Origin of the sequence: Pseudoalteromonas sp. SR41-7 (assembly GCF_014163935.1) — a bacterium.
In the GTDB taxonomy this organism is placed as follows: Bacteria; Pseudomonadota; Gammaproteobacteria; order Enterobacterales; family Alteromonadaceae; genus Pseudoalteromonas; species Pseudoalteromonas distincta.
On record NZ_JACJEF010000016.1, the window covers coordinates 82,436 to 98,010 of the forward strand.

Genomic DNA, 15,575 nt, shown 5'->3' on the forward strand with positions numbered 1-15,575 from the left:
ATGGCAACATTAGTTGAAAAGTTTTTTGACGATAAAGACGCGTTAACAGCTGAGCTTTCTGCAACGCTTGAGCAATCATTACGTGATGGCATTAAAAACGATGGCCGTGCTGTATTAATGGTGTCGGGCGGCTCGTCTCCTGCGCCCGCTTATAAGCATTTATCAACGCTTGATTTAGATTGGCAACATGTTGATGTTGCTATGGTTGATGAGCGTTGGGTAGATCCAAACCATGAAAAAAGTAATGAAGCATTTATTAAAAGTACTTTATTACAAAATCATGGTAGTGCTGCCAACTTTATTACTATGAAGAACGCTGCAGCAACGGCTCAACAGGGCGCACAAGAGTGTGAAGCGGCTTATAGCGAGCTAAAAAGCCCATATGATGTAACTATTTTAGGTATGGGCCCAGATGGCCATACAGCGTCGTTATTCCCAAATGCAGACGGTTTAGAGCATGGTTTAACAACTGAGCAAACAGTATGTGCGATTAATGCGATACAAAGTGATGTGACGGGTAGTATTACTGAGCGAATGACATTAACTTTAAATGCCATTGCGCAATCTAAAGTGGTTAAGCTTTTAATTAGCGGTGAAGAAAAACTCGCTGTTTATAAGCAAGCAAAAGCGGGCGGCGATGTTAATGACATGCCACTTCGCGCTGTGCTTAATCACCCAAGTATAAATATTGAAGTATATTGGGCGCCTTAATTTAGATGCCAATTTAACTTTTAAAGGCCGCTTATATAAGCGGCCTTTTTTATTTGCTTAAATTTAAGCCTAAACACTGCAAAAAAATAGCTTTGAACTGTTAACCAATGTTAATGAATAACTTTGGTTTGTATTAAAATTAACCATGAAGTGTGTTGTTTTTGAACAAAATTTATGAGTTTGAGCTGTATGTTTTTTAGCAACGTTCAGATTTAGTTAAATTTTATTTTTTCATGGTTGTTGTCATAAAAGTTTCCCTTCCTTTTTTAGCTCAAAAGCATTAGCCTAAAGGCATTAACAATGAAACATATAAATTAAAATAAACGGAGCAGTAACATGGCGGAGCAACAAGTACAGCCTTTACACAACGAAAAACATGCCAACACTAAAATTCAAAACGGCATCAATGTAGAATTCATGAAAACTCAACACTTAGTGCCAGTAGTTGCACATGAGTTTGCACGTGTAGCAAACGAGTTTCCAATGTCATTCGTTAAAAATAACGAAACCGGCACTTTTCAAGCAGTTGCTATGTTTGGCTTAGAGCCAGGCGAAAACCTTTTTGTAGAAGATGGTAAATGGACTGCAGCATTTGCACCTATGGCATCTACTCGTTACCCACTGGGTTTAGTTAAACACCCAGATCAAGATCAATACGGTATCGTAATTGACGAAGCAAGTGCGCTTGTTGGTGAAGACGAGGGTAACGCATTATTTGAAAACGGCGAAGAAACAGATTACCTAAAACGTCGTAAAGAAGCGCTAGTATCATTTATTGAGTTTTCTCAAGTAACTGAAGCGTTCACTAAATTCCTTGCTGATAAAGAGCTACTAATTGCGCAAACGCTAACAGTAGACATTAAAGGCGAGAAAAAAGACATCAACGGTATTTACCTTATCGATGAGAAAAAACTAAACGAGTTAAGCGATGCTGATTTCTTAGAGCTTCGTAAACGTGGTTACTTAGCACCAATTTACTCGTTCTTAACGTCTACTCACCAAGTAGCACGTTTAGCGCGTTTAAAAGCTAAACAAGCTTAATTACAAACACGTAAAATTTTAAAAAGCGCCTTAAGGCGCTTTTTTTATGCCATTAAACTCACTTTAGTTGAAATTAAGTCCGTAACCATTCACATTAGTTTATAACTTCCCCATAAAAGAACTCATTATGAAAACACCATTATTAGCGATTTTTGCGAGCAGCTTTGTTGCTTTAAGTAATAGCGCAGTAGCTGCAGAGACTCCTTTTGCCATTGCGATTCATGGTGGGGCAGGGACAATTGAAAAAGCACGATTTACACCCGCTCAAGAAAAAGAGTATCGTGCAAAATTAACGCAAGCAGTAGAGACAGGTTATAAAGTATTACACCAAGGCGGCGAAAGCTTAGATGCGGTAATTGCAGCAATTGCAGTATTAGAGCAATCCCCTTATTTTAATGCAGGGCGTGGAGCGGTATACACCTACGATGGCGGGCATGAGCTTGATGCATCCATAATGGATGGTCGAAACCGTGAAGCAGGCGCAGTTGCGGGTGTAAAGCATATTGAGAGCCCAATTAACTTAGCGCGTTTGGTAATGGATAACTCTGTACACGTAATGCTTAGTGGGCAAGGCGCTGAAGAGTTTGCTAAAGAGCAAGGAGTTGAGCTTGTCGAAAATAACTTATTTGATACCGAGCCTCGTTACAAAGCGCTTTTAAAAGCAAAACAAAAATTAGATAAAGCCAAAGCAACCAGTAAAGAGTACCAAGCCGCGCACAAAGCATTACCTAACTCTTACAAAATGGGCACGGTTGGCGCAGTGGCGCTTGATAAAAATGGTAATTTAGCGGCAGGTACATCAACAGGTGGTATGACCGCAAAACGTTATGGTCGTGTGGGGGATGCGCCGGTAATTGGGGCCGGAACATTTGCTGAAAATGAATCGTGCGCGGTATCGGCAACAGGGCATGGTGAATACTTTATTCGCTATAATGTAGCGAGCGATATATGTGCGCGAGTTAAGTACCAAGGTAAAACCATTGCTGAGGCAGGGGATGAAGTTATAAACGGTGTGCTTAAGCCTATTGGCGGCACTGGCGGCGTAATTATTATTGATACAAAGGGTAATATTAGCTTACCGTTTAATACCTCTGGCATGTATCGGGCAAGTAAATCGAATACGCAAGCGACCTACGTGGGCATTTTTAGTGACGAATAAGTCAACGTCATTTAATTTATTCAATGTAGTTAGCCCTGAAAATAATTGTTTAAAATAAATTTATTATTCACAGTTTAGTTCAATAGCAGCGTTTATATAACAAACAACCCCGCGTTATGCATTTTGTAGGATTAACCCCAGCCGTTTAATTTGATACAATTACGGCTCTTTAACTAATTTTATAAGGTATGCGGGTGGTAAACCTAGGTCAGTTGTTTGGCGAGCTAAAAACGTGCTTAAAAAAAGATCAATTCATTTTCAAAAAACGCTTACATGGCGTAAAAAAAATAACGGATGAAAACAAGCATGCCAACGCGCTTGAAAAAATAGCGGCTGATATAACCCGTAGCCAAGAATTACGCGATAAACGCTTAGCTGGCCTCCCTAAAGTGACTTACCCTGAGCAATTGCCGGTAAGTCAAAAAAAGGAATTAATTAAAGACGCCATTGCAAATAACCAAGTGGTTATTATTGCCGGTGAGACGGGCTCAGGTAAAACAACGCAAATACCTAAAATGTGTTTAGAGCTTGGTCGCGGTGTTGATGGTTTAATTGGTCATACGCAACCACGTCGATTAGCAGCGCGTACTGTGGCTAATCGTATTGCTGAAGAAATGAAGTGTGAACTTGGCCAGCAAGTTGGCTTTAAAATTCGTTTTAGCGATCAGGTATCTAATAATACGTATATTAAATTAATGACTGACGGTATTTTGCTGGCTGAAATTCAGCAAGACCGTTTTTTAAATCAATACGACACGATTATTATTGATGAAGCGCATGAGCGTAGTTTAAATATTGATTTTATTTTAGGTTACTTAAAAAACCTGCTTCCAAAACGCCCTGATTTAAAAATAATAATTACCTCAGCGACTATCGATCCTGAGCGTTTTTCAAAGCACTTTGATGATGCGCCCATTATAGAAGTATCGGGTCGTACTTTCCCTGTTGATGTGCGCTACAACCCTATTACTGATATTAATAAAGATGATATGGAAGCGGAAGGCGATCAGCTACAAGGTATTTTTGATGCCGTTGATGAGCTGTGTGCTGAAGGCCCTGGCGATATTCTCATATTTTTAAATGGTGAGCGTGAAATACGCGATACCGCAGATGCACTTAGCAAGCGTAATTTAAAACACACCGATGTATTGCCACTTTACTCGCGTTTATCCAACGCAGAGCAAAACCGTATATTTGCGCCGCATTCTCGTCGTCATATTATTTTATCGACTAACGTAGCCGAAACGTCACTCACCGTGCCAGGTATTCGTTATGTAATAGACCCAGGTACTGCGCGTATAAGTCGCTACAGCTATCGTACAAAAGTACAGCGCTTACCAATAGAGCCTATATCGCAAGCAAGTGCTAATCAGCGTATGGGTCGTTGTGGACGTGTTGAAGCGGGTATTTGTATTAGGTTGTACTCTGAGGATGATTTTTTATCACGTCCAGAGTTTACCGACCCTGAAATACTGCGTACTAACCTTGCGTCTGTTATTTTACAAATGTTGGCGCTAGGGCTTGGTGATATGGCGCAATTTCCGTTTGTACAAGCGCCAGATAGCCGCAATATTAATGATGGCCTAACATTGCTTGAAGAGCTACAAGCGGTAAAACCAGCTAAACGCGATAGTAAAACCAGCCTAACGCAATCAGGCAGGGAGCTTAGTCGATTACCCGTTGACCCACGTTTAGCAAAAATGGTGCTAACAGCCCATAAACTTGGCGCATTGCGTGAAGTGATTATCATTGTAGCGGCGTTGTCTATTCAAGACCCACGTGAACGCCCACAAGAAAAACGTGCTGCTGCCAATGAAAAGCACGGTCGTTTTGATGATCCAGATTCTGATTTTATCGCTTTTTTAAACTTATGGAATTACTTAGAAGAGCAGCAAAGCGAGCTTACTAATAGCCAATTTAGAAAGCTGTGTCAAAAAGACTTCTTAGCCTATATGCGCCTGCGTGAATGGCAAGATATTGTTTATCAAATAAGTACTGTGTGTAACGAAATGGGCATGAAAGCAACCAGCCAAGCGGCTGATGGCGAACTTGTTCACAAAGCGTTATTAAGCGGAATGCTAAGCCATATTGGCTTTAAAGATGAAAAACAAATATACAAAGGGGCACGTAATAGTCAGTTTCATATTTTTCCAGGTTCAGGTTTATTTAAAAAGAGCCCCAAATGGATCATGTCGGCGGAGTTGGTAGAGACAAGTAAGTTATATGCCCGCACAAATGCAAAAATAGACATTAACTGGGTAGAGCCATTAGCACAGCACTTAGTAAAACGTAGTTACACTGAACCACATTGGGAGAAAAAACCAGGTGCGGTAATCGCGTTTGAGCAGCAAACTTTATATGGCTTACTTATTGTAAATAAACGCCGCTGTGTTTATAGCAACATAGACCCTAAAGTGAGTCGAGAGCTTTTTGTGCGCACTGCATTAGTTGAGCAAGAACTGGGCTTAAACGAGGGCTTTTTAGCGTTTAACCGTGAGCTAATAGAAGATATTCAAGTTCTGGAAAATAAGTCACGTCGTCGTGATATTTTAGTTGATGAGCAAACGTTATTTGAGTTTTACGATAAAAAAATACCCAAAGAAATTAATAACCGCGCTGCATTTTTAAAATGGTATAAAACACAAAAACAACAAAATAAGCATTACCTACACATGACTCGTGAAGAGCTAATGCAGCATGGTGCAAGTAATATCACTGAGTTTGACTACCCTGACACATGGCAGCAAGACAATATTATATTGCCGCTTGCTTATCATTTCGATCCAGGCCAAGCAGTTGATGGCGTTGCGGTACAAATACCAGTAGCGCTGTTGAATCAAGTGCAAGAAAGTGGTTTTGACTGGCACATACCTGCATTTAGGCATGAGCTAATAAGTGGGCTTATAAAGTCATTGCCTAAATCGCTTCGTCGTAATTTTGTGCCAGCACCAAACTATGCTGATGCAGTGCTGGCAGCTATTGAGCCAATGCAAGGTAGCTTAATTGATGCTTTAGCCACGCGTTTATTAAGAATGACAGGTGTGAGGGTTGATCCCGAGGCATGGGATTTAAGTGCATTAGCACCGCATTTACGATTACAGTTTGAAGTACGTGATGAGAGCGATAAGTTACTTGCACGAGGACTTGATTTAGCCAAGCTCAAAGCAGAGCTGCAAGGTGAAGTAACCGAAACACTGTCTAAAGTAGCCGATAAAGGCATTGAAAAGTCAGACCTAACACAATGGGACTTTGGTGAGTTACCCGCTTCATACGTTAAAAAACAAGGTCAATATGAGATAAAAGCATATCCTGCGCTGGTGGATAAAAAATCAGCCGCTGCAGTGGAGCTTTTTGATAGCGAAGCAAAAGCGCAGCAAGCACATCAACAAGGTTTGCGCCGTTTAGTACTATTAAATGTGCCATCGCCAATTAAGTACTTACAACAAAACTTACCGAATAAGGCAAAGCTGGGTTTGTACTTTAACCCATTTGGTAAAATAGCTGATTTAATTGATGACTGTATTGCCGCAGGTGTTGATAGCTTATTAGTAAAACACGGTGATATACGCGACGAAAAAGCATTTGAAACAGTAAAAGAGCAAATACGAGGTGAGCTGGGCGATGCCGTTGTATCGATTGCAACGCAAGTTGAGCAAGTATTAAGTATTGCTCATGCCCTGCATAAAAAAATGAAAGGGCGCGTTGATTTAACCATGATAACTGCGCACGGCGATATTAAGTCACAGCTTGAGTCACTTATATTTAAAGGTTTTGTGAGCGCGCATGGCGCAGATAAAATAGCGGATTTAATTCGTTATTTAAAAGCGATTCAAAAACGTTTAGAAAAGCTGCCTGTGGATCCAAATCGTGATAGGTTATGCGTACTAGAGCTAGATAAAGTTGCGCAAGAGTATAAAAAAGTAGTTAATAAAACGCCTAAAGGGTTACCTATACCACAAGAGGTAACCGCTATTTTCTGGATGCAACAGGAGCTTAGAGTGTCGCTATTTGCTCAAACACTAGGAACGCCTTACCCAATTTCAGCCAAGCGGGTACTTAATGCGATAAAAGAGATAGAATAAAATTTGCATTTTCTATTAAGCTTAGTACCTTAATAGAAGGATTTATTTTTGTTTTGAAAAGGAAGCGACATAGTTATGTCCTCATCGATTGAACATAAAACAAAGCGACTTTTAGTGGTAGATGACGAGTATTTTAATTTTGAAATGCTCAAAGCCGCACTAGCGTCGAAATTTGATGTTAGTTACGCAGATTCAGGGCAAAGCTGCCTTGCGTCAGCAATTGCGAGTCCGCCAGATATAATTTTGCTTGATGTTTGTATGCCTGGTCTTGATGGTTATGATACATGCCGAATGCTGAAGCACACACCTGAAACAAAAAATATTCCTGTTGTTATGGTATCGGGCCTAGAGTCCCCATCTGAAAAACAAGCAGGGTTTGATGCTGGTTGTAACGCGTATGTTGTAAAGCCATTTTCAGTGGGTGCTTTGTTGGAAGAAATTAACACGGTTGTTTAGAGGTAACATATGTTTACTGATGATAAGCGAAATTTTAGACGCATGCAGATTAACACTCCTGCAAATTTAACAACGATAGAACCAATAGCGGGTTTAAATTTTGCCGCAGAGTGCGTGGATTTAAGTGCAACAGGTTTATCAATTCATTTAGATGAATTGCTTGAACCTAATACCTTACTGACGGTGAACATTGATTCGACTCATCCAAGTATTGCGCCTTTAAATGCAACTGCAAAAGTAATACGTGCCAGCAAAGAAGATGATGGCACGGTAACAGCAGGTCTTGAAATCATTGAGTTTAACTAAATCGAATTCAGTTAAACTCAATAGTAGATATTAAAAAACCTTACAGATTAAGCCTTTTAAGTAAAAGCCTTCAGGGTAGCTGCCAGCAATTGGATGATCGGCTGCCTGGTTTAATCGCTCCATTATCAGTAGGTCTTTACCTGCATCAAGTGCTGCATCGGCTACTACTTTTTGAAACAGGTTTTGTTCCATTAAACCAGAGCATGAGAATGTTAATAGTGTTCCGCCTGGTTTTAGTATTTGCATGGCAATCATGTTGATATCTTTATAGCCACGACACGCGCCCGTTAGCTGCGCTTTATTATCAGCAAATTTTGGTGGGTCCATTACGATGGTATCAAACTGTCTACCTTCGTCGCGGTATTGGCGTAATAATTTAAATACATCCTGCTTAACAAAGCTCACTTTGTTTAAATCTAAGTTATTATGCTCAACATTACGTTTTGCTGTATCTAAAGCGGGTTGCGATACATCTACGTTAGTTACATGCTCACATCCACCACGCAGGGCATACAACGAGAATGTACCTGTGTAACTAAAGCAGTTAAGGACAGTTTTACCTTTTGAGAAGCGCTCAAGTGCAGCACGGCTGTCACGCTGATCTAAGTAAAATCCTGTTTTGTGACCTTCAATTATATCAACTTCGATTTTTAAGCCGTTTTCTTCAATAAGCACAGGCTCTTTTGGTTCATTCCCCCAAAGTGCGCCTTTAATTGGTTCTAAGCCTTCTTTAGTACGTACATCTACGTCAGAACGCTCATATATGCTAGAGCCGGGGAAAATAGACATCAATGCGCCTACAATCTCGCCTTTATGGCGCTCGGCACCGGCGCTTAATAGCTGGCACACTAATACGTTGTCAAACTTATCTATTGTAACGCCTGGTAAGTAATCAGACTCAGCAGCACATAAGCGAAACCCTGTTAATCCGCCTTCTTCAATAACTTGGCTACGGGCTTCTAATGAGCGACGTAAACGGCGTTCAAAAAAGTGTTGATCGATGACTTCTTTTTCGTCAAAGCTCCAAACACGTGCACGAATTTGTGAGTGAGGGCTATACGCAGCAGTTGCTAAAAACTTACCTTCGCTGTCGTGAATCGTTACTGTGTCGCCTAATCCAGGTTTACCTTTAATTTTTTTGATGGCTTTTGAAAATAACCAAGGGTGTTTTCTTTTTAATGATTTATCGCGACCAGCTTGTAGGTAAACGGCAGATGACATAAGGCTTCTCAGTAGTAATAAATAAGCGCTGTATTTTAGTCAAGCAAGGAGCAACATACAATGAATGTTTTGCAAGGGGGGCATAAAGCACGGTAAAGTACGGATAATTCATTGATTAATTAGCTTTTTGGAACCTAACTTTGTCTGACGTCGCTTTAAGCCCTGATTTAGAAATACTTAACTCACAATGTAGAGGGTTTATCGCCTCTTTAGTGCATGCTGATGTTGCTCATGACATTACTCATATAGAGCGAGTGGTGCGTGTTGCAATACAGTTATGTAATGCGGAGCAGGCAAACATGTCAGTAGTATTACCTGCAGCGTGGATGCACGATTGTGTGGCGGTGGCTAAAAACCACCCTGATCGTGCAAAAGCCTCTACTATGGCAGCTGATAAGGCATTGGAGTTTTTAAAATCGATTAATTATGACGAGTCACTTTTTGATGAGATTCATCATGCAATTGCAGCGCATAGCTTCAGCGCAAATATAAAAATTAAAACAGTTGAAGCGCAAATAGTACAAGATGCCGACAGAATGGATGCGTTGGGCGCTATTGGCGTTAGCCGATGCATGAAAGTTGGTGGCTCAATTTCTCGGTTATTATATAACCCAAATGACCCTTTTTGTGTTGAACGCGAGGCTGATGATAAAACATACACGCTTGATCATTTTTTCATAAAGTTATTACATATTGCCGATAGTATGAATACCCCATCAGCTAAAGCAGAGGCGAATAGACGAACAAGGTATATGCATGAGTTTTTAGAGCAATTAAAGTCAGAAATTGGTGAGTAATGTGAATAATACAAGCATACCGAAATTATCTGGCATTGATCATTGCCATTTAAATGTTGATAACTTAGCTAATGCCGTTAAGTGGTATGAACGGGTTTTAGGTTTTAGCGTAGTGCTAGAGCTTGCCTTTTGGAATGAGCATGGGCGAGGCCCTTTAACGCTTGAGGATGCTTGTTCAACCTCTCGTTTAGCATTGTTTGAAGGAGAGGGGCGCAGTAAAGGGATTGCATTTTTGGCCTCAGGGGATCAATTTATTCAATGGCGTATTCATCTTGAGAGTTTAAATATAAAAGTAGTTTTAGCAGATCATGGTGTAACGTTTTCTATGTACTTTAAAGATGAAAGTGGCAATAGCCATGAAATTACGTCACATGACTATCGTTATATAAAATCTTGTTACCCAAATGTTGAGCTTGGCTCTCACAGTGCTAAAAAGAATTAGCTTTCTTGATTTGCATTTTTTATAGCAATAATATCGTCTAAGTTTTTTACTAATAGCTCGATTAGAGCGGGATCGAAATGAGTTCCTGCTTGCTCTTGCATATGCAAAACTGTTTTCTCTATGCTCCAAGCCTCTTTGTAAGGGCGTTTTGAGGTAAGTGCATCAAATACGTCAGCTATAGCAACAATTCTACCTTCAACTGATATTTCTTCGCCTTTGATCCCGTTAGGATAGCCTGAGCCATCCCATTTTTCGTGGTGTTCAATTGCAAGTGTATGCGCAAGTTGTAGTAAAGGAGATGATGAGTTTGCTAAAATTTGCGCGCCAATGGTGGCGTGTTCTTTCATATGATCAAACTCTTCAGAGGTTAACTTTCCAGGTTTGAGTAGGATAGCGTCAGGAATACCTATTTTTCCTACATCGTGCATTGGGGCGGCTTGACGTAAAAGTTCTGCTCGTTGTTCATCCATACCTAGTGCTAACGCTAATACTTTACTGTATTGGCTCATGCGCACTATATGTTCACCCGTGTCGGTGTCTTTATATTCCGCTGCACGGCCTAGACGTTCTACTAAATCTACATGAGCTTGCTTTAATTGCTCTGCTTGTACTAGCGACAAGTGAGTATTAACCCTTGCTCTTACAATGGCAGGGCTTATTGGTTTAGTAATATAATCTACTGCGCCTAACTCAAAACCTTTGTATTCATCGCTTTCATCGCCAAGCGCAGTTACAAAAATAATTGGGATGTGTGATGTTTTAGGATTTCTCTTAACTATTTGGCACACTTCAAAGCCATTCATATCTGGCATCATTATGTCGAGTAAAATTAGCTTAGGTAGCTCTTTTTCAAGTAGTGCTAGTGCGGCATCACCCGATTTAGCAAACGACATACGATATTGATTACCTAACACTTCGCGCATTACTTTTAGATTTGCAGGCTCATCGTCAACAATTAATACCCGTGGCCTATCTGTCGTAAAATCCATTAATTAATACTCATTGTTTGTTAGTTTTTCAATTAAGGTTTCTAGTATTACGTGTGCTTTATCAAAATCAAATTCATCAAAGGCTTCGGCTATATCATCAACTTCATTTTGAAAGGTAGAAGGTGCGCCGCGTTGCAACTTTGCGAGTAGTTCATCATTTAATTCTGCGTTTTGCGCATCTTGATGAAGTGTTTCACACAATTGCTTAATCTCATCTATTGATAGAGTGTCTGAGCTATTATCTTCAGGCTTGCTATTTGGCTCACCGCAAGTATTTGATGACAGCAGTTGCGTTATAATAAGTAGTTCGTTTTTGATATCGTCTAAAAGACTAATAACTTTAGCATCACTTTGCTTGTGCTCTAAATCGGTTAATAACTTCATTAACGTTGTTAGCCCTAAGTTACCAGCAACACCTTTGAGTGTGTGAATGAGGCTATCGACATCTTTTATGTTTGATAATTTATCATTAAATAATCTCTCAAACCGCTTATCACTATCACTAACAAACTTAGTAATCTCTGTAAGTTGCTTACACTTAGAACCCCAAAGTGCTAATCCTTTTTCAAAATCTATATGCTGCGCTTTAGGATCGCTTTGCGATATAACCATTTCTTTTGCAATACCAAGCCCCAGCACTTGCGCTATTTCTTGGTTAAGCTGATTTATATCGACGGGTTTATTGGCAAAGCCATTCATGCCTGCTTTTTTAGCCGTAAGCTTATCTTGCTGTAATACGCTTGCTGTGAGCGCGATAATTGGCGTGTACTTAAGCTGCCTTTGGTTTTCTATTGCTCTTATTTTTTGTGCTGCTTGTATGCCATCACACAAGGGCATATGTATATCCATTAAGATGACATCAAAGTCTTGCTCTTCAAATACTTTAATCGCTTCAAGTCCGTTTGACGCTTTGGTAACTGAATGCTGATCGCGTGACAGAAGCAAAGACAGTAGTTCTGTATTTTGCTCTATATCATCAACTACTAGTACTCTAAGTGTAGGCAGTTGGGTGTGTAGACCATCAAAATAATCAATTTTAGATTCGTCACCTAAAGTAAGCGGCAATGAAAAGTAAAAACAGGTGCCTTTACCTAGCTCACTTACTAAGTTTATTGTTCCGCCCATAAGCTCTACAAGTTGTTTACTTATGGTTGTACCAAGGCCTGTACCACCAAAGCGGCGAGTAGTAGTGCCATCGGCTTGTTCAAAAGGTTGAAATACAGCTTGAATACGATCTTTTGCAATACCAATTCCGGTATCTTGCACTTCAAAAAACAGATGCTGATTTTGTGTCATGCCAACGGTGACCGTAACAGAGCCTTCTTCGGTGAACTTAATCGCGTTACCAATTAGATTAGTGAGTACTTGTCTGAGTCGATCTGGGTCGCCGTAGTACGTAGAACTTACTGATTCTTTAATATGGAGTTTAAGTTCTAAATCTTTCTTTTTAGCTTCTAGCCAAAAAGTAGAAATAATACTGTCTATCACTGGTTTTAAGCTAAAGTGGACTGGCTCAATGGTGAGCTTACCGCGTTCTAGTTTTGCAGAATCAAGAATTTCATTTAACAATCTTAGCAAGGAACGCGCTGCATTATTTACGGTAACCAAGTGCTTTTGTTGTTCTTGATCAAGTGGGGTGTCCATTAATAGATCGCTAAAACCTATTATAGAATTCATTGGGGTGCGTATTTCATGGCTCATATTAGCCATAAAAGATTGCTTTGCATGAGCAGCTTCTTCAGCTTTAAATTTAGCTTGCTCTAGTTTTTCTTCATATTCTTTGCGTTCAGTAATATCGACTAAAACACCATCAATCCACTTTGGGTTGCCTTGAGCATCAAAGTCGATACTCCCTTTATCTAACAACCACAAAATTTTGCCATTTCTATGTCTAATTCGGTATTCAATAGAATATTGAGACTTTGCATCAACAGCTTTAGTGACTTCATCAACTATTTGTTTTTGGTCTGATTTCAAGACCAAGTCATTAAACTCGATACAATGCTCTGTAAACTCATTTGGGTTATACCCTGTAAGCTCAATTATATTTGGACTAATAAATAACATAGTCCAGTTGTCATCAAACTTGCATCTAAACGCTACTCCGGGCATGTTATCGATAAGAGAGCGGTATTTTTGTTCTTTCTCTTCTAAACTTTGCTGCAAAGCGCGTTGTTCGGTCAAGTCGGTGATAAAGCCAACATATAAAGGGTTATGGCCCGGCTGATTTACTTCGCCTATACCTAAGCGAATAGGAAAAACATGTCCGTTCATGTGTTTTGCATATACATCACGGTTTATGCCTATTATTTTACCTAGATCAACATTGTGAGCATTTAAGAGGTATTCGTCGTGGTGCTTGGCAATATTATCGTCCATTAGCATTTTTACGTTTTTGCCTTGAACTTGGTTTTCTTGCCAGCCAAAAATTTTACTAGCGGCTTCATTAAAACTTAAAATAATACCAGTATGGTCAATGGTAACAATGCCATCTATAGCGGTACCTAAAATAGCATTTAGACGGGATTCTTTTGCCGACTTCTCCTCAAGTAGCATGCGATAGCGAACCATACCATTTATTACACCAACCACGCTTGTAATCGCGATAGTTGCTGTGGCGACTGCAATGGCGATAAAAGTTAGTCCTGCGGTTGCATTAGCATCATCATAGATTAGTGGCGATGTAGCTACAAAACGTGTAGCGGCCATACCCATGTAGTGCATACCAGCAACAGCACACCCTAAAATAACAGCGCTAATTGAGTTATTTTGAAGAGGTGATAAAGAGGGTAAAAAACGCTCAAGATTAAAGCGACTGTAAAGGGCTATAAAGGAGAGGGCTACAGCAACAATGATTGATAACGCAAAAATCAATGGATCATATCTAAGTAAAGGAGCAAGGTCCATTGCAGCCATGCCGCTATAATGCATAGTGCCAATGCCGGCTCCTAGTAACACAGAGCAAATCGACAATACTTTTAGATTCCCTTTACTATTTACTAGCATTGATACAGCGTACTGACATGCTATAAATGCTGGTATAAAAGAAAGGAGAGTGATTGTTGGATCATAATCAATATTAGTACACAGTGAAAAGGCAAGCATACCAATAAAGTGCATACTCCAAATACCAGCCGAAAAAACAGTAGCAGCGGTCACATTTGCTAAACGTTGGTAGCTAGGAAATTGAGTTTCTTTTGCGAGCTCTATAAGCCGAATGGTGAAAAAGGCTGCAAAAATAGCAATTAGCAATGACATTGAAACTAATAGAGGATCGTAAACGCCATTAATGATTAAGCTAGGATCTTGGTCTGTGATAAAAAAAGCTGATAACATAATGGCTCAAAATATAATCTTTATTTATCAAGTTTAATCTAATTAATTAATAAATAAACTGTTAATTCAATGAAGTGATTAAAATAACGAATTTATTACTTTTAGTTTTCTTTTATTTATCAGGCATTAGTTTTTTAGTTGGTGTTTTTTATTCTAATGTATTGCCTGTCACAGGACTAAGTTAGATTTATATGGTCATATTTAAGTTTCTATCGAGTAACCTTAATAAAACTAATGAATTGGCTTAACTAAGCGAAAATTACACTTTATTTGGTTTTATTAATTGCTGGTGAATTTTCTCGTAGCAATATCATTAATGAGTATGAAAGTGTTTGAATATCAGTTAAAGAAAAGTATAAAACGTAAAACGGTTGCCATTAAAGTACATAACAAGAAGGTGACTGTATATGCCCCTCAATTTGTTAGTAATAAACACATCCAAGAATGGCTTTTTGATAAGCAGGTGTGGGTAAATGCTCAATTAACTAAACAGCACAATATTGCTGATAGCAGACAGAACCCGCTCAAAGACAAACAAATTTTAATCTTTGATAGCATTATAAACATAGAATTTAAGCAAGGTACTAAGTCCGAAGTACTAAACTGTAACGACAGCTTGCTTATTACACACTCTTCGCGCGTTAAAAATACTTCGCAAAAATATCAGCAACTTCTTGAAGAATATTTAAAAGAGCAACTAACTGCATATATAGAAATGCGTTTAGCGTACTTCTGCGCACAAATGGGTGAAGAATTACCTACGAGTCTAAAAGTAGCTATTTATAAGCGAAAGTGGGGAAGTTGTAATAGTAAGCGAGAGCTAACATTTAATTTGCATTTAATCGGAGCCCCTTATCATGCTATTGATTATGTGATTGTTCATGAGTTAGCGCATTTACGTCACTTAAACCACAGCAAAGCTTTTTGGCAACACGTTGAGCATTTTTTTCCTAATTATAAAGCATCATCAACATGGCTAAAGAAAAACAGTATGAGTTTACAATGGGTGTTTTAAAGTTAACCTGAATATAGGAA

Annotated in this window: 12 protein-coding genes; 9 read left to right on the top strand and 3 right to left on the bottom strand. The window is 39.3% G+C overall.

All coding sequences use genetic code 11. From position 1 onward, the window contains the following. The 6 genes from pgl to H5092_RS17450 all read left to right on the top strand — a co-directional run bounded on the left by pgl (window position 1) and on the right by H5092_RS17450 (window position 7,755). Entirely contained in the window at window positions 1-711 is a 711-nt protein-coding gene (gene pgl / locus H5092_RS17425; protein WP_182693523.1) for a 6-phosphogluconolactonase, read from the top strand. Between the two features lie 336 nt (window positions 712-1,047). Continuing rightward, window positions 1,048-1,752 (top strand): SapC family protein, encoded by a 705-nt coding sequence (locus H5092_RS17430; RefSeq protein ID WP_024597622.1) that lies wholly within the window; start codon window positions 1,048-1,050, stop codon window positions 1,750-1,752. A 127-nt stretch (window positions 1,753-1,879) separates the two neighbouring features. Continuing rightward, window positions 1,880-2,911 carry an isoaspartyl peptidase/L-asparaginase family protein gene (locus H5092_RS17435; protein ID WP_029752414.1) on the top strand — a complete coding sequence of 344 codons (1,032 nt, stop codon included), beginning with the start codon at window positions 1,880-1,882 and terminating at the stop codon, window positions 2,909-2,911. A gap of 194 nt (window positions 2,912-3,105) precedes the next feature. Further along, on the top strand, window positions 3,106-6,993 hold the full coding sequence (gene hrpA, locus H5092_RS17440) for an ATP-dependent RNA helicase HrpA (RefSeq protein ID WP_182734236.1): 3,888 nt from the start codon (window positions 3,106-3,108) through the stop codon (window positions 6,991-6,993). A gap of 75 nt (window positions 6,994-7,068) precedes the next feature. Beyond that, on the top strand, window positions 7,069-7,449 hold the full coding sequence (locus H5092_RS17445) for a PleD family two-component system response regulator (protein ID WP_024597850.1): 381 nt from the start codon (window positions 7,069-7,071) through the stop codon (window positions 7,447-7,449). A 9-nt stretch (window positions 7,450-7,458) separates the two neighbouring features. After that, window positions 7,459-7,755 (top strand): PilZ domain-containing protein, encoded by a 297-nt coding sequence (locus tag H5092_RS17450; RefSeq protein WP_149602406.1) that lies wholly within the window; start codon window positions 7,459-7,461, stop codon window positions 7,753-7,755. Window positions 7,756-7,785: 30 nt separating this feature from the next. On the opposite strand, the gene H5092_RS17455 is transcribed toward H5092_RS17450, so the two are convergent. Continuing rightward, complete coding sequence (locus H5092_RS17455) at window positions 7,786-8,976, bottom strand: class I SAM-dependent methyltransferase (protein ID WP_002961441.1); 1,191 nt, start codon at window positions 8,974-8,976, stop codon at window positions 7,786-7,788. Between the two features lie 140 nt (window positions 8,977-9,116). Between H5092_RS17455 and H5092_RS17460 the strand changes: the two genes are divergently transcribed. Together H5092_RS17460 and H5092_RS17465 are read left to right on the top strand one after the other, a co-directional pair. Beyond that, window positions 9,117-9,773 carry an HD domain-containing protein gene (locus tag H5092_RS17460; RefSeq protein ID WP_039487345.1) on the top strand — a complete coding sequence of 219 codons (657 nt, stop codon included), beginning with the start codon at window positions 9,117-9,119 and terminating at the stop codon, window positions 9,771-9,773. A 1-nt stretch (window position 9,774) separates the two neighbouring features. After that, window positions 9,775-10,215, top strand: a complete 441-nt coding sequence (locus H5092_RS17465) for a VOC family protein (protein WP_182734239.1) — start codon at window positions 9,775-9,777, stop codon at window positions 10,213-10,215. Here the strand turns inward: H5092_RS17465 and H5092_RS17470 are convergent. Beyond that, window positions 10,212-11,204: a two-component system response regulator gene (locus tag H5092_RS17470; RefSeq protein ID WP_182734241.1), complete on the bottom strand. Its 993-nt coding sequence runs from the start codon at window positions 11,202-11,204 to the stop codon at window positions 10,212-10,214. The two genes, H5092_RS17465 and H5092_RS17470, sit on opposite strands and share 4 nt — an antisense overlap. A gap of 3 nt (window positions 11,205-11,207) precedes the next feature. Further along, window positions 11,208-14,540, bottom strand: a complete 3,333-nt coding sequence (locus tag H5092_RS17475) for an MHYT domain-containing protein (RefSeq protein WP_182734243.1) — start codon at window positions 14,538-14,540, stop codon at window positions 11,208-11,210. Between the two features lie 316 nt (window positions 14,541-14,856). Between H5092_RS17475 and H5092_RS17480 the strand changes: the two genes are divergently transcribed. Further along, window positions 14,857-15,555, top strand: a complete 699-nt coding sequence (locus H5092_RS17480; protein WP_182716748.1) for a M48 family metallopeptidase — start codon at window positions 14,857-14,859, stop codon at window positions 15,553-15,555. The last annotated feature ends 20 nt before the right edge of the window (window positions 15,556-15,575 follow it).